At 44.1% G+C, this 25,388-nt stretch carries 19 protein-coding genes; 9 read left to right on the top strand and 10 right to left on the bottom strand.

Going from position 1 to position 25,388, the window contains the following annotated elements:
- Window positions 1-167 precede the first annotated feature (167 nt).
- Window positions 168-1,205 (top strand): peptidylprolyl isomerase, encoded by a 1,038-nt coding sequence (locus H1R16_RS01600; RefSeq protein WP_181885981.1) that lies wholly within the window; start codon window positions 168-170, stop codon window positions 1,203-1,205.
- A 90-nt stretch (window positions 1,206-1,295) separates the two neighbouring features.
- Here H1R16_RS01600 and H1R16_RS01595 read toward each other — a convergent pair whose 3' ends face one another.
- From H1R16_RS01595 to H1R16_RS01575, 5 genes are all read right to left on the bottom strand, one after another.
- Window positions 1,296-2,678: a M20/M25/M40 family metallo-hydrolase gene (locus H1R16_RS01595; RefSeq protein ID WP_181885982.1), complete on the bottom strand. Its 1,383-nt coding sequence runs from the start codon at window positions 2,676-2,678 to the stop codon at window positions 1,296-1,298.
- A 32-nt stretch (window positions 2,679-2,710) separates the two neighbouring features.
- Entirely contained in the window at window positions 2,711-3,952 is a 1,242-nt protein-coding gene (locus tag H1R16_RS01590; RefSeq protein ID WP_181885983.1) for a DUF1015 domain-containing protein, read from the bottom strand.
- A gap of 2 nt (window positions 3,953-3,954) precedes the next feature.
- Window positions 3,955-4,917 carry a D-2-hydroxyacid dehydrogenase gene (locus H1R16_RS01585; protein ID WP_181885984.1) on the bottom strand — a complete coding sequence of 321 codons (963 nt, stop codon included), beginning with the start codon at window positions 4,915-4,917 and terminating at the stop codon, window positions 3,955-3,957.
- A gap of 37 nt (window positions 4,918-4,954) precedes the next feature.
- Entirely contained in the window at window positions 4,955-6,013 is a 1,059-nt protein-coding gene (gene serC / locus H1R16_RS01580) for a 3-phosphoserine/phosphohydroxythreonine transaminase (protein WP_181886762.1), read from the bottom strand.
- 85 nt (window positions 6,014-6,098) lie between these two features.
- Window positions 6,099-6,449, bottom strand: a complete 351-nt coding sequence (locus H1R16_RS01575; protein ID WP_181885985.1) for a 4Fe-4S binding protein — start codon at window positions 6,447-6,449, stop codon at window positions 6,099-6,101.
- Between the two features lie 221 nt (window positions 6,450-6,670).
- Between H1R16_RS01575 and H1R16_RS01570 the strand changes: the two genes are divergently transcribed.
- A complete protein-coding gene (locus tag H1R16_RS01570; RefSeq protein WP_181885986.1) occupies window positions 6,671-7,705 on the top strand; it encodes an acyl-CoA reductase in 1,035 nt (344 codons plus the stop codon).
- 75 nt (window positions 7,706-7,780) lie between these two features.
- On the opposite strand, the gene H1R16_RS01565 is transcribed toward H1R16_RS01570, so the two are convergent.
- The 4 genes from H1R16_RS01565 to H1R16_RS01550 form a co-directional block, all read right to left on the bottom strand.
- Window positions 7,781-8,029 (bottom strand): DUF6952 family protein, encoded by a 249-nt coding sequence (locus tag H1R16_RS01565; protein WP_181885987.1) that lies wholly within the window; start codon window positions 8,027-8,029, stop codon window positions 7,781-7,783.
- Window positions 8,029-8,337 carry a thioredoxin family protein gene (locus tag H1R16_RS01560; protein ID WP_181885988.1) on the bottom strand — a complete coding sequence of 103 codons (309 nt, stop codon included), beginning with the start codon at window positions 8,335-8,337 and terminating at the stop codon, window positions 8,029-8,031. The genes H1R16_RS01565 and H1R16_RS01560 overlap by 1 nt, the downstream gene beginning before the upstream one ends.
- A 20-nt stretch (window positions 8,338-8,357) precedes the next feature.
- Window positions 8,358-8,996, bottom strand: coding sequence for a peroxiredoxin (locus H1R16_RS01555; RefSeq protein ID WP_181885989.1), 639 nt, complete (start codon window positions 8,994-8,996; stop codon window positions 8,358-8,360).
- 98 nt (window positions 8,997-9,094) lie between these two features.
- Entirely contained in the window at window positions 9,095-10,318 is a 1,224-nt protein-coding gene (locus tag H1R16_RS01550) for a pyridoxal phosphate-dependent aminotransferase (RefSeq protein WP_181885990.1), read from the bottom strand.
- Window positions 10,319-10,408: 90 nt separating this feature from the next.
- Here H1R16_RS01550 and rsmG point away from each other — a divergent pair, with 90 nt between their 5' ends.
- The gene (gene rsmG / locus H1R16_RS01545; protein ID WP_181885991.1) at window positions 10,409-11,044 is read left to right on the top strand and encodes a 16S rRNA (guanine(527)-N(7))-methyltransferase RsmG; all 636 of its coding nucleotides are present in this window, start codon (window positions 10,409-10,411) and stop codon (window positions 11,042-11,044) included.
- 17 nt (window positions 11,045-11,061) lie between these two features.
- Window positions 11,062-13,773 carry a PD-(D/E)XK nuclease family protein gene (locus H1R16_RS01540; RefSeq protein WP_181885992.1) on the top strand — a complete coding sequence of 904 codons (2,712 nt, stop codon included), beginning with the start codon at window positions 11,062-11,064 and terminating at the stop codon, window positions 13,771-13,773.
- A gap of 1 nt (window position 13,774) precedes the next feature.
- Here H1R16_RS01540 and H1R16_RS01535 read toward each other — a convergent pair whose 3' ends face one another.
- A complete protein-coding gene (locus tag H1R16_RS01535; protein WP_181885993.1) occupies window positions 13,775-15,379 on the bottom strand; it encodes a S8 family peptidase in 1,605 nt (534 codons plus the stop codon).
- A gap of 53 nt (window positions 15,380-15,432) precedes the next feature.
- Between H1R16_RS01535 and H1R16_RS01530 the strand changes: the two genes are divergently transcribed.
- The 5 genes from H1R16_RS01530 to H1R16_RS01510 all read left to right on the top strand — a co-directional run bounded on the left by H1R16_RS01530 (window position 15,433) and on the right by H1R16_RS01510 (window position 25,388).
- Window positions 15,433-16,569: a DegT/DnrJ/EryC1/StrS family aminotransferase gene (locus H1R16_RS01530; RefSeq protein WP_181885994.1), complete on the top strand. Its 1,137-nt coding sequence runs from the start codon at window positions 15,433-15,435 to the stop codon at window positions 16,567-16,569.
- Window positions 16,570-16,652: 83 nt separating this feature from the next.
- Window positions 16,653-20,549: a response regulator gene (locus H1R16_RS01525; protein ID WP_181885995.1), complete on the top strand. Its 3,897-nt coding sequence runs from the start codon at window positions 16,653-16,655 to the stop codon at window positions 20,547-20,549.
- A gap of 9 nt (window positions 20,550-20,558) precedes the next feature.
- Window positions 20,559-20,915: a response regulator transcription factor gene (locus tag H1R16_RS01520; protein WP_181885996.1), complete on the top strand. Its 357-nt coding sequence runs from the start codon at window positions 20,559-20,561 to the stop codon at window positions 20,913-20,915.
- A gap of 1 nt (window position 20,916) precedes the next feature.
- Window positions 20,917-21,978, top strand: coding sequence for a HEAT repeat domain-containing protein (locus tag H1R16_RS01515; protein WP_182035772.1), 1,062 nt, complete (start codon window positions 20,917-20,919; stop codon window positions 21,976-21,978).
- Window positions 21,975-25,388 carry a sulfatase-like hydrolase/transferase gene (locus H1R16_RS01510; protein ID WP_181885998.1) on the top strand — a complete coding sequence of 1,138 codons (3,414 nt, stop codon included), beginning with the start codon at window positions 21,975-21,977 and terminating at the stop codon, window positions 25,386-25,388. The genes H1R16_RS01515 and H1R16_RS01510 overlap by 4 nt, the downstream gene beginning before the upstream one ends.

Here is a 25,388-nt window from a genome sequence, read left to right as displayed (position 1 = left end):
AGGGTCAGGCATTCTTGCCTGACTTTTTGTTTTATTATTTGGGCCGAATTCCGTATTTTCGCCATGCTTTTAGCATTAACTTTAATAAAACAGGAATGTTCAGGAAATATACAATTTTGGCAATAGCGGGATTAACGCTATTTAGCTGCACACCAATATATAAAAAGATGAATGTAGACAAACAAACGTACGAAGGTTTGAATGACGGGCTTTATGCTCACCTCCAAACCACCAAGGGTAACATGATCGTAAAACTGGAAGATGTGAAATCGCCGGTTACAGTGGCTAACTTTGTAGGGCTTGCCGAGGGAACTATTGCTAACAAATCCAAATCAAAGGGAATTCCATTTTACGACGGTACTATCTTTCACCGTGTGATCTCGGATTTCATGATCCAGGGTGGCGACCCCCAGGGAACAGGTATGGGCGATCCGGGCTACAAGTTTGCTGATGAGAAAAACGACCTTAAGCATGATGTGAAAGGGGTACTTTCCATGGCGAACTCCGGTCCAAACACCAACGGATCCCAGTTTTTCATCACTCAGATACCGACACCATGGCTGGACGGAAAACATACAGTTTTTGGAAAAGTGGTAAACGGTGTGGACGTTATCGATACCATTGCAGCAGTAGAAAAAGGGCCTCAGGATAAGCCTAAAACGGACATCGTTCTGGAGAAGGTTTCAATTTTCAGCAAAGGCGACAGATACAAGAACTACGATGCTACAAAGCTTTTCGAAGAGGGTAAAGGTAAGATTCAGGAAAATAACAAGACGTTTCTTTCCAGAATGGAAGAAGAGAAGGCAAAAAAAGAAGCTGAATTCAAAGCCAATCAGCAGAGACTGGTAGATGAAATGGCCGCTGGTATGCAGAAAACTGCATCCGGTCTTTATTATAAGATTACAAAAACCGTTGCGGGTAAAGAGCCTAAAGCAGGTGATATGGTTGCTGTACATTATGCAGGCCGCCTGATTGACGGAATGGAGTTCGACAGCTCATACAAAAGAGGTGAGCCTCTGGAGTTTCCGGTAGGAACAGGACGCGTAATCAAAGGATGGGACGAAGGTATCCTGATGCTGAAAGAAGGCGAAACCGCTACTTTGCTTATTCCTTCTGACCTTGCTTACGGTCCAAACGGTGCCGGCGGAATTATCCCACCAAATGCGTGGTTGGTTTTCGATGTGGAATTGGTTAAAATTAATTAATCAAATCAATTAATATAAACAGGCTGTCTCTTTCGGGACAGCCTGTTTTATTTTTGTTACCACCCGGAAAACTATAATATGGTTTTTTCATTACCAGTTTTGGTCTATCATATAAACCATCTGTGCCATAGCCACGGCGCCCAGGTTAAGTTCACGTTTGTTTACTTTGTCAAAAGTGTCCTGGCTGGTATGATGGATGTCGAAGTAGCGCTGCATATCCGGAACAAGTTCTGCCAGAGGCACTCCCAGTTTTTTGAGGGGCGCTATATCCTGTCCGGAAGTTTCCTGGGAGAAATCGTACACTCCGTAAGGCAGGAAAAGGTTTTTCCATGCAAATACGAGCCGCCGTCGCTGCGGAATCATATCCAGTGAAATCCCGCGTGGCGAATAGCCACCGGCATCGCTTTCTATGGCGAAAATATGTTTCTCACCGGATTTTTTTACGCCAGCTGCATAGGTTTCGCCGCCATGTACGCCGTTTTCTTCATTGGCAAAAAGAACAAAACGCAAAGTATGCCTGTTTTTGATTTCCAGTTTTTTAAAGACCCGCAGTACTTCAAGAACCTGCACCACGCCGGCACCATTATCATGTGCCCCCTCAGAAATATCCCAGGAATCCAAATGGGCTCCGATTACGATTACACTGTTGTCCTTATTCCCCGGAATCTCAGCAATCACATTATGGTTGACCTTTTCACCTTTGGTTGCAGAAGTTGTGTTAATTTTAACTGTGACGGTCTGCTTCTTCAGCAACTGTTCCAGTTCATCTGCACTGCGGGCACCGATGGACAGAGCTGGAATCTTGTTCTTGTCCAGTACGTCATAATATACACTTCCTGTATGCGGCACATCGTCTGAAGCCGACGTTGCCGAGCGCGTAAGCACAGCTTTTGCCCCTTTCCTGCTGGCCAGGGAAGGTGTAGACCAACGGTATTTTCCCGCAATAAGATAGGCTTCATTTGGGTTAATGATGGTTTGGTCAAAGCCGTAATTGAAGAAAACAATCTTATCCTTCACATCACTCGGAAACATTTTGGCAAATTCAGCCAGGTCTTTGGCGAAAATAATTTCGCCTGTGAGGTCTTTACCGGCGGTGCCTTCAGATGTTCCTAAAGCCAGCGCCGGCAAACTTTTCCAGCTGCCACCGGCTGTCTTTATCTGTACGCTTTCGCGGCCACGTTCCCAGATGGGGACCATAACATCCTGCCTCCGGACAGTGGAAGCACCATTCTCCGCAAATTTTTTCTCTGCCCAGATAACTGCTTTGTCATATGCCGGGGTTGCGGCAAAACGGGGACCGATGCCCTTCACCAATTCGCGCAGGTTTTCGTAAGCATTGCTGTTCAGCATAACTTCATCGGAAATCCTGCGGAATTCACCTGCGAAATCTACCCTGGGCTGTGGAGCAGGTTTACGCTGGGAAAGTAAAATTCCACCCAAAAAGAGTGGAATGATAAATATGGTTTTTTTCATTTTTTTCCTTTCAGGAACCAAAAATAAGAAATTTACTTCATGTCATACATGACCAAAGCAGTAATGAGCTTCGGTTCAATATAAGTACATTTGGGCGGCATGCTAATCCTGTTGTCCGAAATCTTAAGCATCTCATTGAAACTCACAGGATAGACACCAAAACCAATCTGCCCTTCGTCCAGGTCAGCCTCAGCCTTCATTTTGCGGATACCTTCCACAGTTGAATTTCCTTTAACGTATTTTATTCGGTCTGAGCTGTCTGTATTTTCAATTGCAAGGATATCCTTCAGGACATATTTATCCAGCAGGTGATGGTCCAAATTATCTTTGGAGACATCAGCATTACGCAGACTGTGCTTTACGTGCAGTGAATAAAATTTCCCATCCATGTACATTGAGATGTGGAATTTCTGTGAGGGATAATAAGGTTCTTCGCCTTTATCATGTATATCGAAATACCGGTCCAGTTTCTCCAGGATCTGTTCGCTGGTAAGTCCGTTCCTGTCCTTTACAATCCGGTTATAATCGTGGATCTTAATAGACTGATTGGAAACAATGAAGCTAAAGACATAATTATAGGCTTCAGTACCTTTATGCTTTTTGTTTTTCTCCTTATGATTTTTCGCGTTCAGAGCTGTAGACCCGATCCTGTGATGTCCATCGGCAATATAAAAAGAGTCAATTTGCTCCAAAACTTCCTTGAACTGCTGCATTTTCAGACGGTTGTCAATTTTCCACACCTTGTGGCGGATGCCTTGACTGTCATAGTAATTAAGCAGAGGTACATTTTTCTCCTCATGGTTCATCAGCAGCTCCACTTTGGAGTTGGCCGGATAAGTTAGAAGTACAGGTTCGGCCTGCAGGCTCACTTTATCAAGGTACTGCGCTAATTTTTCCTTTTTCTGCGGGATAGTACTTTCATGCCTTTTTATTTTTCCGTCCCAGAAATCCTCCACAGAGACAAGGCCGAGCAGGCCGCGGAAAACGGTTTTATCGGGCTTAATCTGTTCATATAGATAGTAGGATGAGGCGTCCTGAATCAGTTTCTTTTCATCCAGAAGTTCTTCAAAATTCGTCCTTATCTTTCTGAGGTTACGGTCAATATCTTTGGATTTGCTTACAACATACGGCTTGATCATCTGTACATAGGAGTAGTCCTCCTGCGCTTTCCTGTTGATCTCTTCCTGCGTAAAATTATCCAGCGGATGTGTGGGAAAAACATCCAGAAAGTCTTCGTGCGGACGGATGCCGCGAAATGGTTTGAATATAGGCATCGTTACGCAATTGAGTTCTTAATTGCGATGATCTGCTCAGCCAGCTCAGTGCCAATCTTTTCCTGCGCATCCAGCGTGTTACCGCCAAGGTGCGGAGTAAGCGAAAGATTGGGATTCATAAGTAAAGGCAGTTCGGGAGTCGGTTCATTTTCAAAAACGTCCAGTGCCGCACCGGCAATCTTGCCCGATTCAATGAAATCGAGAAGCGTTACTTCGTTTACAACACCGCCTCTGGCCGTATTCACGATATAAACACCATCCTTCATCATCCCGAACTGAGGTGTATCTAAAACATAGCCCTCAGTTTTAGGTGTGTTAATGCTGATGAAATCTGTATCCTTCAGAAACTCTGCATAGTCAGTAGTGGAAGTAATATCAAAACTTACTGTTTGGCCGTCAAAAAAGTTCAGGCTAAGTGTTTCAGTCCGTGGTTTTCGGGTAAGCACTTTCACCTTCATCCCCAGTGAAATTCCCATCTTAACCACCTCCTGGCCTATGCCGCCAAAACCAATCACACCCAGCGTCTTGGCTTCAAGTTCGGAGGCATTGCTGTAAGATTTTTTGAGTGCGTTAAACTGTGTATCGCCTTCCAGCGGCATCATACGGTTGGATTCGTGCAGAAATCTTGCGAGGCTGAAGAAATGAGCAAAAACCAATTCGGCTACAGATCGTGAAGAAGCATTTGGTGTATTTATGACATAAAGACCTTTTTCAATTGCGTATTCAACATCAATATTATCCATGCCCACGCCGCCGCGTCCTATAATTTTCAGTGTAGGACAGGCATCAATGAGATCTTGTCTAACTTTAGTGGCGCTGCGTACAAGCAGCACGTCTACTTTATTATCGTTAATGAAACCGATCAGATGTTCCTGTGATACTTTTGCGTCCACAAGTTCAATGCCGCCTTCTTTAAGTTTATTTTCTCCTGCTTTGGAAATTCCGTCGTTAGCTAAAACTTTCATAAATTTTGGAATATAGAGGGTAAGTTTTATTATTCGTTTACAAGGATTTCATTACATTAACAAGAACCTCTACACTTTCCAGTGGCAGTGCATTGTACATACTGGCGCGGTAGCCACCCAGACTTCGGTGTCCGTTAAGTCCGCTGATTCCCGCAGCTTTCCAGGCGCTTTCGAATGCTTCTTTTTTGGACTCATCCAGAAGTTTAAAGGAGATATTCATCACGGAACGGTCTTCCGGAACGCAGAAGGTTTCAAAAAGGGGGTTTCTGTCGATTTCTCCGTACAGCAGTGCTGCTTTTGCAGTGTTTCTTGCCTCAGCCGCGGCAATTCCGCCATTATTTTCCAGGTGCTGCAGTGTAAGCAAAGTGGCATATACCGGAAATACCGGAGGGGTGTTGTACATCGATTCTTTAGAGATATGCTGCTCATAATCCAGGATGGAAGGTATGTCGCGACCCGTCTGGCCCAAAATACTTTTCTTTACCACTACCAGGGTTACACCTGCGGGGCCCATGTTTTTCTGCGCACCTGCGTAGATCAGGTCAAATTGGGAGTAATCTACCACGCGTGAGAAAATATCGGAGCTCATATCGCACACCATCAGTGTATCAACCTTTGGGAATTCCTTCATCTGCGTGCCGTAGATTGTATTGTTGGATGTGCAGTGGAAATAATCGTAGCTGCTGTCCGCGGTGTACTCTTTTGGAATAAATGAGTAGTTAGATTCTTGAGAAGATCCCAGGATATCTACCGTACCGAATTTCTTTGCTTCCTTGATTGCGCCTGCCGCCCATGTGCCTGTATCGAGGTAAGCAGCCTTACCGTTTTCAGATTTCATAAGGTTAAAAGGAACCATAGCAAACTGAAGGCTTGCGCCTCCACCCAAGTAGAGCACCTCATAATCGTCGCCAAGGTTCATAAGTCTTTTTACAATAGCACGTGCTTCATCCATTACGGCTACAAAATCTTTACTGCGGTGAGAAATTTCAAGCAGTGAAAGTCCGCTGCCGTTGAAATCCAGAATTGCTTCGGCAGATTTGGTAAAAACTTCCTGAGGTAAGATGCAGGGTCCTGCGCTAAAGTTGTGTTTTTTCATCATTTAATATTTTTGTTGTGTATTTTGTGTACTGTCAGATGGACAAGGCGAAAAAAAAGCCCACCAAAAATGAGCGGGCTTAAAATTATTCTCCGTGTAAGAAGGCTTTTTTCTCCAGTAAACTTTCAGGGGATTCCACATGATCCTCATCCGGTACGCAGCAGTCCACCGGACAAACAGCCGCACATTGAGGCTCCTCGTGGAAGCCGATGCACTCGGTACATTTATCGGTTACAATAAAGTAAACATCGTCGCTCACGGGTTCCTGCGGCGCATCTGCATCCACAGTAAGACCCGACTTCATAACCACACGTCCGGAAAGCGCTGTTCCTTCGGAAGCTTTCCAGTCCACAGCTCCTTCGTAGATTGCATTATTAGGGCATTCCGGTTCGCAGGCACCACAGTTTATACATTCATCTGTTATTTTGATAGCCATAGCTACTTCTTATTTTAAATTTGGTGCAAAGTTACGAAAAATAGTGCATCCAAAAGCGTAAAACCGTACTGTACAACTGATTTTTCACCAGTAAAATCACCGGTTTTAATCAAGCTCTGTAATCTAAAGTGAAATGGAAGCCCCTCTTCCGTTCCGTTCGGCCTAAATTGGTTAATTTTGCACCTGTATGGGTTGTAACATTCGGCCCGCAATTAATTTATATGAATCAAGAAAACCAGATTGCAGGACTGTGTGAAGTTAGCGCGTTTATACAGAATTTTCTGGCTAAGGAACCGGCGGACTATAACGAAACAGACCTGGATTTTAAAGCCGTTTTGAAGAAATCAGAGAACGAAAATCCATGGTTTACTCAGGAAAATCAGCGTTTTGCATTGAAGCAGTGGAGCAGCCTGCTTACCGAACAGAATTTAAAAGAGTGGCTTTCGGATTACAGGACGGCTGAGCAATCCAAAAGAGTAGGACTTATCCTGGCCGGGAATATACCGATGGTTGGTTTCCATGATGTTCTGGCCGTGGTGCTGAGCAATCATATTCCGGTAATCAAACTATCGTCCAAGGACAGGCATATGCTGCCGTTCCTATTGGAAATGTGGAATGAAAAGTCAGGAGGGACTGTTCCGTTTGAAACTGTAGAAAGGTTGCAGGATTTCAATGCTGTAATAGCCACAGGCAGTAATAATACGGCGCGATACCTCGAATTCTACTTCAGAGAACATTTAAGCATCATACGCAAGAACAGAACTTCTGTTGCTGTGCTGAGAGGTGACGAAACACCCGAAGAACTGCAGCTTTTGGCTGAAGACATTTTTCGCTATTACGGACTTGGCTGCCGTAATGTTACGCGGATCCTGATGCCGGATGATTTTCTGGTTGACAGGCTTTTTGAGAACTTCATAGGTTTCAAAGATGTCATTAACCATAACAAATACGCTAATAATTACGAATACAACCGTGCGGTTTATCTGCTTAATCTTGAGCAGTTCTGGGACAATAACTTTGTGATGCTTAAAGAGGATGATAAACTTTTCTCACCGCTTTCCGTTATCAATGTTTCGCGCTACACTGATTTGGATGATGTAAAAAAATTCCTGGCCAAAAATGAGCAGGATATTCAAACCGTCGTTGCAAAGTCAGAACTTGGACTTAACTCGATAGGCTTTGGTGAGGCTCAGAATCCCGGTCTGGACACCTATGCCGATAACGTGGATACTATGCGCTTCCTCGAGGTTATATAAGGTTTAATACCTGTAACTGTAAATAAAAAAGGACCTCAGCTTAGCTGAAGTCCTTTTCTGTTCTAAACCGAAAAGTTATTTGTCGATGGAGCCCATTACTTTCTGGGCAAAGCTGTTTAGTGCGTCTTTCTCGCTCATGCCATTTTTTACATTGGCATGCGCCTCCAGAGCACCGCAGATATTGGTGATTAGTTCTCCCACCACATTCAGATCTTCTTCTGTAGTACCTCTGAATTCTGAAAAAGATTCCAGTACCTCCAGCGTGGCCTCCAGATTTTCCGGGGTTTGATTTTGGTAAAACTGTCTTATAACAGGTAATTTCATTATACTAGCTCTTTAAAAAGGTTAATAAGGCTGTCCTGCTGATTGGTTTGTACCTGGTTAAGCAGTTCGCCATCTTTGAACACTGCAAAAGTTGGCAGATTGTCCACCTTCGCCAGCTTTCTGCTTTCCGGTAACTTTTCCGCATCTACATAATAGAATGGGATATCATCGTTTTCGGCAGCCAGCTTTTTGAACTTAGGCTTCATAATCCTGCAGTTTCCGCACCATGTGGCGCCGTACTGTACTACAACTTTTCCGTGTTCTGCAATTTTTTCCTGAAGGATGTCTTCAGTCAGTTCTGTATACATATCTTCAAAAAGTTTAAATGTTAGTTCTGATGTTTGGCAAGGTATTCTGCTGTAGACTCGCGGTTAGCGTTCATAGCATCTTTTCCTTCTTCCCAGTTGGCAGGGCAAACCTCACCATGCTTCTGTACGTGGGTATAAGCATCAATAAGTCTTAGATATTCCTTAACGTTTCTGCCAAGAGGCATATCGTTTACAGACTCATGGAAAATTTTACCGGTCTCATCAACAAGATAAGTAGCTCTGTAAGTTACATTGGAACCTGTAAAGGTTTCGTTGCCTTCTTCATCGTACTCAAAATCCTGATCTACGATTCCTAAAGTGTTGGCTAACTGACGGTGTGTATCTGCAAGGATAGGATAAGTTACGCCTTCAATACCTCCGTTTTCTTTAGCTGTGTTAAGCCATGCGAAGTGCACCTCGTTAGTATCGCAGGAAGCACCGATTACTTTTGTATTTCTTTTTTCAAATTCGCCTAAAGCTTCCTGGAAAGCGTGAAGTTCTGTTGGGCATACAAAGGTAAAATCCTTTGGGTACCAGAAAAGCAGAATTTTCTCATTGTTCTTAGTTGCCTCCTCGAAAATGTTAATTTTCAGATCATCACCCATTTCAGACATTGCATCTACTGTAATGCTTGGAAATTTTCTTCCTACTAATGACATAATTTTAATTATTTATTGTTGTTAATTTCGTAATACAAATGTACGGAGTTCCGTCTATTAAAACAACAGGTTTCAATTTATAAAAACTATCAGGATGATTAGAACGCATTTATTTCATCTACTGAACCAATTACAGATTCCTGCAGGCACTTTTTTATTCTGCGCACGGCCTCTCTAAGGTCAGCTTCAGAAGCTGCATAAGAAAATCTTAGGCATTCAGGGCTGCCGAAAGACACTCCGCCCACGGATCCTACATGAGCATTTTCCAATAGATACATGGCCAGATCATCTGAATTTTCAATTTCCTGCCCATTCAGCGTTTTTCCGATATAATAGGAGATGTCCGGAAATAGATAGAAAGCCGACTTCGGCAGCAGAACTTTGAATCCCGGAATGTCCTTCATCAGATCGTAAAAAATATCTCTTCTTTTCCGAAATTCTTCAATCATATATCTGAATTCTGCAGGATCGGTATTAAGTGCGGCTAAGGAAGCGCGCTGGGCTACGGTATTGGCGCCACTCGTCATTTGTCCCTGAATTTTCTCGCAGGCCTTGGCCAGCCAGTCAGGACATGCGGAATAACCTATACGCCATCCAGTCATAGCGAAGCCTTTGGACATACCGTTGATGACCGCTACCTGATCGTAAATTTCATCAAAGGCGGCAATGGATTTTGTTGTAGTTTCGTAGTTGATATATTCGTAAATCTCATCAGAAATTACGGTTATATGAGGATGTTTGGCGATGACCTCAGCCAGAGACTTTAATTCGTCATAAGTATAATAGCTGCCTGACGGATTGCAGGGCGAACTGTACAGCAGTACTTTGGTCCGCGGAGTTATAGCTTCTTCCAGCTGTTCTGCGGTAATCTTGAAATCATTTTCGTAGGACGTATTAATGACGACCGATGTCCCGTCCATCATTTTCACCATTTCGTCGTAGCTTACCCAAAAAGGCGCTGGCAGGATCACCTCGTCGCCTTCATTCAGTACGGCTGCCAGTACATTAAGGATGGCCTGCTTAGCACCGTTGGATACACAGATCTGCGTGGGCTTGTAATTTAAACCGTTATCGCGTTTAAGTTTTGCTGCAATGGCTTCGCGTAGCTCCAGAAAACCCGGCACCGGCGAATAATGACTGTAATTCTGGTCTATGGCATCATGCGCGGCCTGTTTTACCTTTTCAGGCACATCAAAATCGGGTTCACCCAGCGTAAGGCTTATAACGTCGGCTCCGTTTGCACGCATCTCACGCGCCTTATTACTCATTACAAATGTTTGGGAATAGCCCAGGCGTTTTAACCGGTTTGATAGTCTGTCCATAGATGAATTGTGATTCATACAAAGATAGGGTTTGTAAATTATTTTGCCGGGCGCAAAAGGAAAAGTATTTTTGTGCGAAGAATACTAAAAATGTCTGCAGATCTAATTTTAAAATATTTTCCTGAACTCACGGAAACCCAGAAAAAACAGTTTGATGCGCTGGAAGGCCTTTATGCAGACTGGAACGAGAAAATCAATGTCATCTCCAGAAAAGACACAGAATCGCTATATGAAAAACATGTACTGCATTCGCTGGGAATCGCTCAGATCATGGAGTTCGCACCGGGCACCAAAGTCCTGGATATCGGTACTGGCGGTGGCTTTCCAGGCATTCCGCTGGCAATTCTGTTTCCCGGCACACAATTCACGCTTATTGACAGCATCGGTAAAAAAATAACTGTAGTTCGGGCAGTTGCAGAAGCTCTGGAACTTCAGAACGTGACTGCGATCCATGAACGTGCCGAGAAACTGAAGGAAAAGTTTCATTTCGTGGTGAGCCGTGCAGTAACGCAGATGCCGGAATTCCTTAGATGGCTCCGCGGGAAGTTTGAAAAAGAACAGTTTAACGAAAAACATAACGGTGTGCTCTATTTAAAAGGAGGTGATTTGGGTGAGGAACTTGCCGGCCTGCGTTGTGAAGTTCATTTGCTGAAAGATCATTTTGAAGAGGAATTTTTTGAGACCAAAAAAGTGGTATATTTATCCAAAGGGAATTTTGCTTCCTGATTTTACATCAAACTCATATGCGCTTTTTAGATAAGATTTTTACAGAACTTCTTAAACAAAACCCTGATTTATCAGGGTTTAATATTGTACTGCCGGGTAAGAGACCTATTGTTTTCATCAAAAGGATTCTAATGGAAAAGGGCTACTCCGGATTTCTGCCCACTTTTCATACTGTAGAAGACCTGATCCTGGAAATCTCCGGAAAACAGAGACTGCAGGGCATCGGCCTCTGGCTTTTTGCTTTTGAAGTTTACAGTGAGCTGAATCTGCTGCCGAAAGATGATTTTTCAGGATTTGTAAAATGGTTTCCTACGGTGTTGAAAGACTGGGACGATATCCTGAAATTTGCCGACAGTGATTCCGCGGTTCTGGAGTATATGTTTGATGAAGAGCGTATAAAAGCCTGGGCTCAGGATCTTGGTGAGCAGGAAGATATGCCTCGCAGGAAATACCTGACCTTCTGGCGTAATATGAACATTTTCTTACCAGCACTGAAGCAAAAGCTCCGTGAGAAAAACTGGGCTACCTCCGGGATGATCCATGAGGAGGTGAAACATAAAATTGAGTCCTTTGCAAAGGAAACGGAGAAGATATTTGTGTTCTGTGGCTTCAATGCATTTACAAAAGTAGAGGAACAGCTTGTACGCAGTCTCTTGCAGTGGGACAGTGCGCAGGTATTTTTTCAGGGCGACAGTTATTATGTGGATGACGAAAGACAGGAAGCCGGAAAGTTCCTGCGCGAGCACCGAAAATGGAAAGAGTTCAATAACGTCCGCGATTTCCGTTGGATTGAAAACGATTTCCAAAAGCCAAAAAATATTAAAGTATACGAAGTTTCAGGGAATATCTCGCAGACAAAGATCCTTCCGGGTATCCTGGACGGCATGAAGCAAGCAACACCTGATCTGTCTGATACCGCTATTGTTCTGCTGGACGAAAATCTTCTGCCAGCAACGCTGGATGCATTGTCTGAAGTTGAAATTCTGAATATAACGATGGGCTTCCCGCTGCGTAATCTGGGATTCAGTAATGCGGTAAAACATCTTTTTCATCTGCATAAACAACTGGAAACCAAGTCGGGCTCATACTATTATAACGACTTGTTTTCTATTCTGGAGGAACTGCCACACTCCGGCAGAGATCTTGAAATCATAACAGAATTCAAATCCTTTATTGAGTCCAGAAATATTGTTTATCTGTCCGAACGGCTGCTTCGGGAGCATTTAAGTGAGCTGTCTTACTTCAGTCTTTTCCTGCCACCAGCGGATGTACAGTCATTCCTGGATTTGATTATCGATTTCTGCTTCAACCTGAAGTTTAATGATTTGGATGATATTCAGTACGAGAACATTTCGCATTTTGAAAAGTCGTTCCGAGTGATACGAAACCAACTTGCTCCATACCGCTTTCCCGTAAAAATGGAAACTCTGGAAGTTTTGGTGAACCAGCTGGTCAATTCTGAAGCTATCGATTTTCAGGGCGAGCCGCTGCAGGGCTTACAGGTAATGGGGCTGCTGGAAACGCGTTTACTCAATTTCCGGAATATAATTCTGCTTTCAGTAAATGAAGGCAAACTTCCTTTGGGCAATACCCAGAACTCTTACCTTCCGTTTGATGTAAGAACGCATTTCGATCTTCATACTTTTCTGGAAAATGACAGCATTTATGCCTACCACTTCTACCGCTTGCTGCAGGATGCGGAGAATGTCCACCTTCTATTCAACGCGCTTAGCTCCGGCGTGAATACGGGTGAAAAGAGCCGGTTTATTACCCAGTTGGAATTTGAGGATCAGTTCCACTCAATAGAACATGTAGTTATTGAAAATGCTTCCGAACCTATGAGTAAACGACCTGTTGTTATAGAAAAAACGACGGCTGTAATGGAGCAGCTGGACATTTGGAAATCACGGGTTTCGGCAACACATCTTACAGGTTATCTTTATAATCCGCTTGACTTTTATCTTACCAAAGTGCTTAAAACCAAAGAAGCCAGCCAGATTGAAGAAGAGCTTTCAGTGATGAACTACGGTAACCTTGTTCATTACGCCCTTCAGATTATTTACGAAGGTGTTGGCAATGAGATACTCAAAGAACAGGATCTGACTTTTACTGATGACCAGCTACTGGAGGTGATTAACAAATCTATTGAGAATCTGAATCATCAACCTGAGTTTTATGACAAAGGCATGAACTATATTCATAAGAATGTAGCATTTCGGGCGGTAAAAAAAGTAGTGCAGCATGACCGGGAGCTGATTGAGAGTGGACACAAACTGCGGATTATAGCATTGGAGCATGAATTTCAGGATGTTGATTTTTACCTTGATGAAAACCACAGCAATAAAGTTTCCTTCTACGGTTTTATAGACAGGATAGACGAACTGGACGGCACACTGAGGATCATTGACTATAAAACCGGAAAAACCAGGGAACTGAAAGTTTCTCTAGACGACAAAAACCGTGAAGATTTCTTCTTTAATGATTCCAAAAAACAGGCGCTTCAGCTCTGTATCTATAATTATGTAATTAATAACCTTCCACAATTTGAAGGACGAAACGTGCAGACTGGAATCTGGAGTTTTGCGGAAGTAAGCAAAGGAGTGGTCCCGCTTCAGTTTGCAAAAGGGGAGTTACAGGACGCAATGGTCTCGATAAAAAACCTGATACTTGAAATCCTGGATCCGGAAATTCCTTTCACGGAAGCCGTACATGAAATCCTGGATCTTTAATCTACTTTTTAATCAGTTTTTCAGAATAGTGAGACTTAGCAGTCTTTATGTTAAGGTAATAAATGCCGGGACGCAGGCTGCCAACTTCAAGAGTGTTATCCACAGGAAGTTTTCTGCGGATTAGTCTGCCGGCTGGATCGTAGATCTCGATTTTCTCGATTTTTTCAGACGTTTGGAAAAGTACCCGGTCCCGCGCAGGGTTTGGGTACATGCGGAATGTTACCAAAGTGGTAGATTGGGTAGACAGATACTGTTGCAATGCATTGCCGAAATTCAGTATTCCGTAGCCCATCTGCGGATTCGTCCCTGGAAAAAGAGATGCAGTTTGCCTCAGTAAAGATCTCAGATATTCGCGCGAAGTTCCCGGCGCAGTTGCCTGCAACAGACAGGCAATACCTCCCGCTGCCAGCGGTGAAGCCAATGAAGTGCCGCTAGCCGATACAGTATTGTTATTAAATACTGTGGCTGTTGTGGTGCCGCGCGCGCTTGCATCAGGTTTCACCACGCCTGCCGAATTTGGCCCGTAAGAGGAGAAGTCCGAAGGATTTCCGCTGGAGTCTACGGAACCGATTGTAAAAACCTTTTGGTTGTCGGCCGGTGTGCTGATATAGTGCCAGGTCAGTGCCCCGGAGTTTCCCGCTGCGGAAACAACAAAAATACCTTTCTCCGCTGCAATTTGTGCTCCCCGGGCGATGAAGGAAGTAGTGCCGTTCATATCAGTATAGGTATAATTGTAGCGGGAGTCGTCAAAAGTGGTGTATCCCAGTGAAGAATTTATCACGTCTACACCTTTCCGGTCGGCTTCCTCCGCGGCCATGATCCAGTAAATCTCTTCCTGCGGAATCTCCACTGAAGCATCTTCGGTGGCATAGAGATAAAGGTCCGCATCCGGTGCAGTACCTACAAAGGACTGGTCAATATAGCCACTTATTGCACCAAGCACATAGGACCCATGAGGATTGAAAGAAGTGTTGTAGATATCGGTATTCTTGCTGATGAAGTTGTAGCCGCCTTTTATCTGACTGTTGTTCCACAGCCGCTGATAAGCGGAACCTATATCTACCGTAGGGAATCCCGTGTCCAGCACCGCAATGGTTATCCCGGCACCCGTGTACCCGGCGAGATGCAAACTTTTCAGATTAATCTGTTCTGTCTGCGCCAGCGCCGTACCGTAATTAAAGACAACAGCAGGCCCCTTGGCTGTACTGGGGAATTTATTCTGCGAAGCAGGTCCTTTAACTATTGCATTGGAGTTTCTGGCAAAACTCTCAACAGACTGTACAAAAGGCTGATTCTGAAGCTGTAGTATCTGGTTTGCGTTAGCCATTACTGCTACACCGTTCAGCCATTTTGAATAATCTGCGACCTGGAAACCCATATTTTGGATATTCTGCAGGTAGGTGGGTTCAACAGGCGCGTCCTGGTCGTTCAGCGGAATGCCCTGCGCGATCCGGCGGCTCAGTGATTTCTGTGTAAGTTCGGACAGCGGGTTGGCGTAAAAAGCAGACTTGTTTGGTTTGTCGGCAAAGTATACAAAAACAAGTTCGGACTGTGCATAAATGCTGGCCGAAAGTAGCAGGAGCAGGGTACAGCTAAACTTTTTCATAAATTTCTTTAGATATATAAATATATGTAAATTTACACCATATTGTATTTAGTATGAAGAAAATTCAGATGGTAGATCTGCAAACGCAGTATTTCAAGATAAAAAGCGATGTAGACAATGCAGTCCTCAATGTGCTGGAATCTGCCGCATTTATAAACGGACCCGAGGTTAAATCCTTTCAGTCCGAACTGGAAAGCTATCTGGATGTGAAACATGTTATTCCCTGTGCCAACGGAACCGATGCACTTCAGATTGCACTTATGGCACTTGGCCTGGAGGAAGGTGATGAAGTGATTACCGCAGATTTTACCTTTGCCGCCACTGTTGAAGTCATTCACCTGCTGAAACTGAAAGCTGTACTTATTGACGTTGATTACGATACGTTCACAATGGACACGGAAAAGCTGAAGGCAGCTATTACACCACGGACAAAAGTGATTATTCCGGTACATCTTTTTGGTCAGTGCGCAAATATGCAGGATATTCTTAAGATTGCCGAAGCGAATAAGCTGGAGGTTATTGAAGATAATGCTCAGGCTATCGGTGCCGAGTTTACCTTTGCCGGAGGGCGCGCACATAAGGCCGGGACTATGGGTACAATGGGTACAACATCATTTTTTCCGTCTAAAAATTTAGGCTGTTATGGCGACGGAGGAGCTATCTTCACCAACAGTGACGAGCTGGCGCATAAACTGCGCGGAATAGTGAATCACGGTATGTACGAACGGTATTATCATGACGAAGTGGGCGTAAATTCCCGACTGGACAGTGTTCAGGCTACCGTTCTGCGGAAAAAACTGCCTCTGTTAGACGGTTATAATGAAGCCCGCAGAAAAGCGGCCGATTATTACGATGAGGCATTTGCGGATCAGCCTGATCTTCTTACACCGGTGCGGGCAGACTATTCTACACATGTTTTTCATCAATATACTTTAAGGATTCTAAACGGTAAGCGAAATGAACTTCAGAAGTTTCTGGCTGAAAAAGAGATTCCTGCCATGATTTACTATCCGGTCGCATTGCGGAAACAGAAAGCTTATTTTCAGGACAGTGACCCCGCCGACTTTAAAAATACAGATCTGTTACTGGATCAGGTACTTTCGCTGCCCATGCATACAGAGTTGGAAGAAGAGCAATTGAAATACATTACGGACTCCGTTCTGGAATTTATGACAGCCCAACAGCATTAAATATTCTTCAAATTTTCTCATGCGCCCAGCCACAGGTACGCCTGACTATTACGGCTTAGCCATCCATACCTCACAATTTATATATGAAGCAATTTCCCCTTCCAGCAAATGAAGAGGCAAGGTTGAATAAACTGGCCTATTACGATCTGGTAAATTTGGCCGAAGATCAGGATCTTGATGTTTTTTCTGAAGCCGCCAGCCTTATTACGGACTGTCCTGTTGCTCTGATCGGGGTGATGGAGCGCGATGCGCAAACGGTACAGAGTTGCATTGGTCTGGACTTTGAGCGGGTGGACCGGGGGGATACGGTTTGTCAGTATACTGTTGAAAGCGGTAAAACACTTGTTATCAAGGACACACTGCGGGACGAACGTACGTCTTCCAATGAACTTATCCTGGCTGGAGGTATTAGGTTTTATGCGGGTATTCCTCTTTTGGATGATGAGGGTCTTGTACTCGGGACACTTTGCGTAATTGATTTTAACCCGCGCACGCTAACTTCACAACAGGTTGCAGCACTGGAAAAAATAGGGGAAGCAGTTGCAAGACAGCTAATGACCAAACGCAGGCTGGCAAATGCCGAATATTTTGAGCAGTTATTTTCCGTCACTAATAACCTTATCTGTGTTTTGGATAATAATTTTAGGGTCAAAAAAGTCAATTCTGCATTTAGAGATACCTATGAATTTAAAGACGAGGTCTCAGGAATAAATTTTCTTGAGATCTTAAATGAAAACAGTGAAGAATTGGCACTGAATGAGCAGCAGCTGGACAGTAACGGCGAGTACTCCTTTGTCAGCCGTATTGCTTCCGGCATAGGTGAAACCTTAGTGATTGACTGGTTTTTCAAGCGTAATCAAAGCGGCACTGAAATATTTTGCTTTGGCCGGAATATAACGCAGCTGGTGGAGGATAGACAGCGGTTGCAAAGGTCTGAAAAAAGGTTTCGCAGCTTCTTTGAAAATGCCATCGGTTTAATGAGTATGCATGATGTGGAAGGCAATATACTGGCCGTGAACGAAAAAGGACGGGAAATGCTCCAGTATACCTCAGAAGAAGCCAGAGAACTAAACCTGCGTGACCTTGTACCTCAGAGCCGTTGGTTTGAACTTAATGAATACCTGCAGAGAATTACACAGAATGGTGAAGATTCCGGCTATATGGTGTTGCATTCACGGGACGGTCAGGAATTTGTCTGGATGTACCATAACATGGTAGAGATGAATGAGGTGGGTGAACCTTATGTGCTGAGCACCGCTCTGAACGTTACCGACAAAATGGCACTTGAAAAAGACCTGGTCTACACCAAGAAGATCCTGGAGCAGACCAGTGCTGCCGCAAGGGTAGGTGGCTGGGAAGTAAATCTGATTACACAGAAAACGTATTGGTCCGATACCACCCGTGAAATTCACATGATGGCACCTGGTTACCAACCGGACCTTAATTCGGCGCTTGGGTTTTATACCGAAGAAAGCAGGGAAAAGGTGACTGATCTTTTCAACCGTGCCATCGGAATGGGAGAACCTTATGATGAAGAGCTGGAAATGATCCTGCCAGATGGCAAGCGCATCTGGGTACGGTCTATTGGTATCCCCGAATTTGAGAACGGTGTATGCCGCAAGGTTTTCGGAATTATTCAGGATATTGACGATGCCAAAAGGACTTATTTGGAACTGGAAAAGAAGGAGGCTATGCTGCAGTCGTTCATCAGTGACGTTCCGGTTGCTGTGGCCATGTTTGACCAGGAACTTAAATATCTTTCTGTAAGCCGTTGCTGGACCGAGGAGTTCTCCATGGACGTAGAGGCTATTACAGGCCGGAATATATTTGAAGTTTCACCTAATATACCTGCACAGCGTGTGAAAATATATATGGACGCACTGTCTGGTAAATCGTATAAAAACGAAAATCTGGTAGTACCAGTGTCAAACAAAAGCGAACCGCAAAATTACAGTCTGGAGGTAGGACCATGGTACCTGGCCAATGAGGTAATAGGAGGCGTTATTGTAACAGTGCAGAATGTTACCGAAAGGGAAAGAACTACAAGAGAGCTGAGGACAGCTAAGGAAGCTGCAGTAATTGCAAGTAAAGCAAAATCTGAATTCCTGGCTAATATGAGCCACGAGATCCGTACACCTCTTAATGGGGTAATCGGATTTTCAGATCTATTGCTTAGAACTCCGCTTAACGAGATGCAGACTCAGTACCTCAACTACATAAATGAATCCGGCGAAAGCCTTCTTTCAATCATCAATGACATTCTCGATTTTTCTAAAATCGAATCAGGTAAGTTAGAACTGATGATTGAGCGCACTCATGTGTACGACATGGTGGGTCAGGTAATGAATGTTATTCTTTTCCAGTCACAGAAGAAAGATCTGGAACTTCTCCTCAATATTGAGCCCGGAATTCCGGAAATACTGCTAATGGATGAATCCCGGATTCGTCAGATACTTATTAATCTTCTGGGAAATGCGGTTAAATTCACTTCCAAAGGTGAAATTGAGCTGAAAGTGCAGAAATTGCATATTGAATCAGATCACATTACCCTACGATTTGCGGTGCGCGATACGGGCATTGGAATTCCTGATGATAAGCAGCAGCGAATTTTTGATGCTTTTACACAGGAAGACAGTTCTGTAAGTAAAAAGTATGGCGGTACGGGCTTAGGGCTTACCATTTCAAACAATATATTAAAGTACATGGGAACATCGCTTTCATTAAAAAGTACTTTAGGAGAAGGTTCGGAGTTTTATTTTGATATAGAAGTACCTTATGAAGAGGGCAACGCCGAGGAGGATGAGGATATCGCTGAACTTGGTATTAAAAGCGTGCTCATTGTGGATGACAACGAGAATAACAGGATTATCCTGCAGCATATGCTGGCCTATAAAGGTATTGATTCCCGATTGGCCGCAAATGGAATGGAAGCGCTGCAAATCCTGATGGCAGGTGACCGTTTTGATATTATTTTAATGGATTATCATATGCCGGTCATTTCCGGACTGGAGACGATTACGAAAATCCGTGAGCTGTTTAAGGAACAGTCCGAGGTTTCTCCGCTGGTCGTTCTCCATACTTCATCCGAAGAGCATGAAGTCATCAACTCTTTCCGACAGAATGAGAACAGCTTCTGTCTTCTGAAACCTATCAAATCAAAAGACCTGTACAATACGCTGAAACAGGCTGTAAGACATTCAGATGAACACACCGCTGCTCCTCAGCCCGAAACAAATGATGCCCTATTGACCGGTCTGAAGGTTCTGTTGGTTGATGACAATCCTGTAAATATGGTTCTTAACAACCGGATGATGCAGTCCCTGGTTCCTGAGGCCACATTTATTGAGGCTACTGATGGGAAACAGGCACTGGATTATTGCCGTGACCAAATATTTGACCTGATTCTTATGGATGTTCAGATGCCTGTGATGGATGGTATTGAATCCACGAAGATGATTCGCCTATTGCCGGACCAGAAGCCCGTAATCATTGGTGTTACCGCAGGCAATGTATTGGGTGAAAAGGAAAAGTGTCTGGCTGCCGGCATGGATGATTTCCTTACAAAACCGCTGCGCCAGGGCGAACTTCTGGAAGCCCTCAAAACTCACATTTACGGGAAATCTGATGAGGATAACGCAACAGTCACTGCTGAACTTCATCTGGATATGAAGCATCTGGAAGAGCAGATGGGCGAGGATGAAGATTTCCGGAATATGTTTCTTAATTTGGTGGTTCAGGAAACCGAAGCCTCAGGAACTGCTCTCGCAGAAGCCTGCCAAAAAGGAAGTGTTGAAGAAATTAAAAAAGTTCTGCATAAGTTAAAGGGAACTGCAGGTACTGCCGGACTTTTCAGCCTGGCAGAGATTGCCGCACGATGGGAAAATACCGTAGAGCGCAATCCAGACTATGCCACTTTAGAGACCGAAATCCGTTCCGGCATCATGTCTGGCCTGGAAACTATAAAAAGATTAATAAAATAAAAAGAGAATATGCCGATTTTAATTGCTGAAGATGATGAACTGATTTTGAAAACAATCGAACATAAACTGATGAAGGAAGGATATGAGGTTATTCTGACCCGAAACGGTAAAGAAGCTATTGATACAATTCTGTCTACGGATGTAGATCTGGTTATCACTGATATCATGATGCCCTTCGCTTCGGGTGTGGAAATTCTTTCGGCTATAAAATCTGCAGGAAAAAAAGTTCCTGTAATTATGCTTTCGAGCATGGGACAGGAAGATGTCATTCTGAATGCTTTTGATCTTGGCGCGGCCGATTTTATCGTTAAGCCTTTCAGTCCAAGTGAATTAATGCTGCGGGTTAAGCGGATAACAGGATCCTGATATGTTGCTCAGTATTTCCCTGCATTTTCTTGTAATAGCTTTTATCATACTTCTTGGCGTGGTTTTTCTTTTAATTTTGGCAGTTCTTGTTTATGGTTTACTTCAATACAGGAGGCAGGTTAGCATTCAGTCCTGGACCGCAGCCATTGATTCCGAAATTGCCGATGCCATCGTGAATAGTGGTGATGTAGCCAGGCATTCCAAAATATCAGACGCCACGCATAAATCCGGTTTTCGGCGGGTTTTTCTTGAAAAACTGGTGAGTGCAGAAAAAAAGTTTTCCGGTGGTGCAGGTCATGTAATCCGATCCCTTTTTGAGGTGTACGGTCTTGAAAAAGAAAGTTTATGCAAACTAAAGAAGAAGCGGCCTTATATGATTGCGGGCGGAATTCAGGAATTAACTGCCATGAAAGTGGAAAAAGCGCTTCCTGCAATTTCACAGCTTCTTCAGCATGAATCGCCTCAGGTGTATCAGGAGGCACAGTATTCTGTTGTACGATTTGAAGGTTTTGATGGTTTGACGTTTCTGAACGATGCGCAGGGAATACTTTCAGAATGGCAGCAACTGCGGTTGCTTAATTCAATTCCAGCCGTTCCGCAGGATGCCGACAGTAAAATTCGCCAATGGCTGCAAAGCGAAAATTCGTCAGTTATCATTTTTGTTCTTCGTCTGATCCGTAAATATCAGTTACTCAACATGTATACCGATGTGTTACAGTTATTAAGTCATAGGGAAACAGAAGTCCGCAATCAGTCAGTACAGAGCCTGCAGGCGTTGGAAAACAGCGATACCCTGCGGCATCTTGAGACCTCCTACGACCTGCAGCCCGAACCGGTTCGGATAGAAATTATGAAAGCTGTGATCAAAATGGGAGACCGACGCGCTGCTGAGTTTTATACAGAAAAATTGCTTAGTAGTGCTTCCGCAGGTGTAAAAATTCTGGCTGCACAGGGACTGTGCGATTTAGGAATGACCGAACAGCTTATCAGTATGAGTTCCCAAGCAGATATTTCAGCTGAGCTGAGTTCAATTATAAAGCACGCCTTACAGGAAAAGATATGACAGAGTTTTCCCACATTGTATATGAAGCTGTAATATGGTTTTTCCTGCTTTACGCGACTGGTGTACTGCTGGTGTACAGTTGGATGGGTATCTATGCGCTGGGAGCAATTCTTCAGTATAAACGCGAAAATACCTTTACAGACTACAGCATCATTGCCTCCAACCCGAACGCGCCTATATTCAGCCTCATTGCACCGGCATACAATGAAGGGATGACAATTGTGGAAAATGTACGTTCACTGCTTTCACTGTTTTACCATAATCTGGAGATTATCATTGTTAATGACGGAAGTAAGGATGATTCCATTCAGAAACTGATTGAAGCCTATGAACTGGAATGCATATCCTTTTTCATACAGGGAGATATTCCAACAGCTGAAGTTCGCGGTGTTTATAAAAGTAAAAACCCCGCTTTCAAGAAACTTATTGTAGTTGACAAAGCAAATGGTGGTAAGGCAGATGCACTGAATGTGGGTGTAAACATTTCCGGTGGCGACTATCTTGTCTGTATTGATGTAGACTGTATTCTGGAGCAGGATGCTATACTGAAACTTGCTAAACCTTTCCTGCAACAAACGGATAAAAAACTCATTGCATGCGGAGGTGTGATCCGTCTGGCCAATAACTGCCGGATTGAGAACGGTAAAGTTGTCGAAGTAAATTTGCCCCGCACTTTGTTGGGCAGGACTCAGGTTCTGGAATACATCCGCGCATTTGTACTGGGCCGGATGGCCTGGTCGCGCGCCTCGGGATTAATTCTCATTTCGGGTGCTTTCGGTGTCTTCGACAGGAAAATTGTGTTGGCCTGCGGTGGTTATGATAAGAATACGGTAGGTGAGGATATGGAATTGGTGGTCCGCATGCGCCAATACATGGAAGAACGCAATGAAGCTTACGAAGTGATTACCATTCCGGACCCGCTTTGCTGGACGGAAGCTCCTGAATCCAAAGAAATTCTTGTAAAGCAGCGTAACCGCTGGATGCGTGGTACTATGGAGACCCTATGGAAACACCGGAAGATGATGTTTAACCCAAAGTACGGAAAACTGGGCACGGTAAGTTTACCTTACTGGTTCACTTTTGAATTTCTGGGACCTCTTATTGAATTTGCAGGATACTTCTTCTTTATCCTTTTTTTAATTCTCGGAATTATTAACTGGTCATTCTTTCTGGTCCTTTGTGCGCTGGTCATTTCTGCAGGATTTTTGTATTCTTTTTACGCCATTCTGGTAGATCTGGTAAGCCGACAGGTCTATACCAAACGCAAAGATTTCCTGTCCCTGATAAGCACAGCACTCCTGGAGCCCTTTTATTTCCATCCCATCGTAGTTAAGGCCGGTGTGAAAGGGTTCGTAGATTATTTCAAGAAGTCACATTCCTGGGGCGAGATGACCAGGCAGGGTTTTAACCAGGAGGTTAAGAATTTGCCCTGGGGTAAAAGAATGCTTGCCATCCTCAAATTCGGACTTCAGTCCTGGGGAGCAGTTTCGTCAGTATTTATTATTTTCTTTTTACTTACAGTTGGAGCCGAATGGGTCTGGTACCATTATGCGTTCGATACTTTTAAAACAGAACTCATCGCTCTTCCGCTGCTGCTGGACAATTTGCTTTTTGCTTTCCGGATACTGTTAGGTTTGGGAGTTGGGTATCTGCTGCTGAATTTTGTGAAAGCAGGTTGGGCCAGGAATTTCGCCCTTATTCTTTTCAGTGCCATGATCATATTCCAATTTGTGCTCTTCATCTATTTCTCGGAATCAGGGAGTATGCTGGGCGCCGATATTCAGTTCTATACCAAAGCGGAAATAATGCAGACACTGGAATCAGGCGGCATGCTGAGTTTAAAGAACATGCTGATTATGCTGATTCTGGCTGTTACAGCTATTATACCCTTTTACTTTGCCGGCAGAACTTCTTTTAAAACGCCAGTGGCCGGGATAACAATCCTGTCATTGGGAATTCTGTCCTTTTTTATACCGCGGCCGCTGGGTATGACTTCGGAGTTTAATGAATTCGGGCAGATGGCCGCAAAAAGCAAATGGGAAAATTTTTTCAGCTCCAACAGTAATAATTACCTTAACCGTCCGGAAATCGCGGGTCTTTTGGGTCAGTCGGGAAAGTTTAATCCTCATGCAGAAATGCTGGACAAAGATTACCCTTTCTGGAAAAAAGAGGATACACCTGACTTCCTGGGACCGCTCCTTACCAAATCAGATAAGACTCCTAATCTCGTACTTATCGTTATGGAGGGCTTCGGTCATGCTTACACCTCACATGACGGTTATATTGGTAACTTCGCACCTTTCCTGGATTCGCTTTCGGGCAAAGGTCTGGTTTGGGATCAGGCGCTGAGCTCTTCCGGACGAACTTTCGGGGCACTGCCAACGCTTACGGGATCACTCCCGTTTGGTCAAAGCGGATTTCTCGAAATTGATAAAACTCCGCCTCACTTCAATCTTTTCAATGTCCTGAAAAAGAACGGTTTTACTACGGGCTTTTACTATGGTGGGCAAGGTCAGTTTGATAAAATGGACCGTTTTGTTAAGTTCAGCGGCGCTGACAATCTTATTGACCAGACTTCATTTTCAAAAGGCTACTCCAAATTACCGTCTAAAAATGGTGAGAGTTGGGGCTATGAAGATCAGGCGGTTTTCAGCAAAATGCTTGATACTCAGCCTGTGCAGAACCGACCCTATTTCAACACGGTTTTCACCCTGTCTACTCACAGTCCTTTCCTCATTAACAGTGCAGGTTACTACGGGAAAAAATTCAATGCTGCCCTGAAATCACCTAAACTTAATAAGCAGCAGCGCGACTTGGCGGCAGAGCATAAAAAGCAGTTAACGGCAATGCTGAATGCAGATGATGCCCTGAGAGAGTTGTTTGCGAACTACAGAAAACGTGCAGATTTTGCCAATACCATCTTTGTGATAACAGGCGACCACAGTATGCCGGAGGTTATCCTCCAGTCCAAGATTGACCGGTTCCGGGTGCCGTTGGTTATCTATTCAGATATGGTTAAACAGCCGAAACGCTTTAACTCTATGGTCAGTCATTTTGATGTGGCACCCACGCTTCTGGCTTATTACCGGAATAATTATAATCTGAGCACGCCTAAAACCGTAGCCTGGATTGGTGACGGTCTGAAAGGCTCCGCAAACAAGGCGGGAAGTGGCATACCGATCATGAAAAGCAAAGACCAGCTCCAGAATTTCGTTTTCGCAAACTACCACCTGCAGGACAAGCAGGTCTTTCGCCTTACAGATATGCAGGAGGACCCTGTATCTGATCTAAAAGAGCGTAAAAAAGTACTGAGTTACTTTAATAATTTCCGGGGGATGAACAACAGCTTCACCTCATCAAACAAACTGATACCGGACAGCACAGTGGTGAATTTCTTCCGAAGCCGTTAA

Source organism: Marnyiella aurantia, from assembly GCF_014041915.1.
Classification (GTDB): Bacteria; Bacteroidota; Bacteroidia; order Flavobacteriales; family Weeksellaceae; genus Marnyiella; species Marnyiella aurantia.
The sequence above is the reverse complement of the archived record's forward strand: the minus strand, read 5'-3'. Positions and strand labels throughout refer to the sequence as shown.

What these genes read in the sequence shown, in the direction of transcription:
- H1R16_RS01600 (WP_181885981.1), top strand. Translation starts at nt 168, where the DNA reads ATGAATGTAGACAAACAAACGTACGAAGGTTTGAATGACGGGCTTTAT.
- H1R16_RS01595 (WP_181885982.1), bottom strand. Translation starts at nt 2,678, where the DNA reads ATGAAAAAAACCATATTTATCATTCCACTCTTTTTGGGTGGAATTTTA.
- H1R16_RS01590 (WP_181885983.1), bottom strand. Translation starts at nt 3,952, where the DNA reads ATGCCTATATTCAAACCATTTCGCGGCATCCGTCCGCACGAAGACTTT.
- H1R16_RS01585 (WP_181885984.1), bottom strand. Translation starts at nt 4,917, where the DNA reads ATGAAAGTTTTAGCTAACGACGGAATTTCCAAAGCAGGAGAAAATAAA.
- serC (WP_181886762.1), bottom strand. Translation starts at nt 6,013, where the DNA reads ATGAAAAAACACAACTTTAGCGCAGGACCCTGCATCTTACCTCAGGAA.
- H1R16_RS01575 (WP_181885985.1), bottom strand. Translation starts at nt 6,449, where the DNA reads ATGGCTATCAAAATAACAGATGAATGTATAAACTGTGGTGCCTGCGAA.
- H1R16_RS01570 (WP_181885986.1), top strand. Translation starts at nt 6,671, where the DNA reads ATGAATCAAGAAAACCAGATTGCAGGACTGTGTGAAGTTAGCGCGTTT.
- H1R16_RS01565 (WP_181885987.1), bottom strand. Translation starts at nt 8,029, where the DNA reads ATGAAATTACCTGTTATAAGACAGTTTTACCAAAATCAAACCCCGGAA.
- H1R16_RS01560 (WP_181885988.1), bottom strand. Translation starts at nt 8,337, where the DNA reads ATGTATACAGAACTGACTGAAGACATCCTTCAGGAAAAAATTGCAGAA.
- H1R16_RS01555 (WP_181885989.1), bottom strand. Translation starts at nt 8,996, where the DNA reads ATGTCATTAGTAGGAAGAAAATTTCCAAGCATTACAGTAGATGCAATG.
- H1R16_RS01550 (WP_181885990.1), bottom strand. Translation starts at nt 10,318, where the DNA reads ATGGACAGACTATCAAACCGGTTAAAACGCCTGGGCTATTCCCAAACA.
- rsmG (WP_181885991.1), top strand. Translation starts at nt 10,409, where the DNA reads ATGTCTGCAGATCTAATTTTAAAATATTTTCCTGAACTCACGGAAACC.
- H1R16_RS01540 (WP_181885992.1), top strand. Translation starts at nt 11,062, where the DNA reads ATGCGCTTTTTAGATAAGATTTTTACAGAACTTCTTAAACAAAACCCT.
- H1R16_RS01535 (WP_181885993.1), bottom strand. Translation starts at nt 15,379, where the DNA reads ATGAAAAAGTTTAGCTGTACCCTGCTCCTGCTACTTTCGGCCAGCATT.
- H1R16_RS01530 (WP_181885994.1), top strand. Translation starts at nt 15,433, where the DNA reads ATGAAGAAAATTCAGATGGTAGATCTGCAAACGCAGTATTTCAAGATA.
- H1R16_RS01525 (WP_181885995.1), top strand. Translation starts at nt 16,653, where the DNA reads ATGAAGCAATTTCCCCTTCCAGCAAATGAAGAGGCAAGGTTGAATAAA.
- H1R16_RS01520 (WP_181885996.1), top strand. Translation starts at nt 20,559, where the DNA reads ATGCCGATTTTAATTGCTGAAGATGATGAACTGATTTTGAAAACAATC.
- H1R16_RS01515 (WP_182035772.1), top strand. Translation starts at nt 20,917, where the DNA reads ATGTTGCTCAGTATTTCCCTGCATTTTCTTGTAATAGCTTTTATCATA.
- H1R16_RS01510 (WP_181885998.1), top strand. Translation starts at nt 21,975, where the DNA reads ATGACAGAGTTTTCCCACATTGTATATGAAGCTGTAATATGGTTTTTC.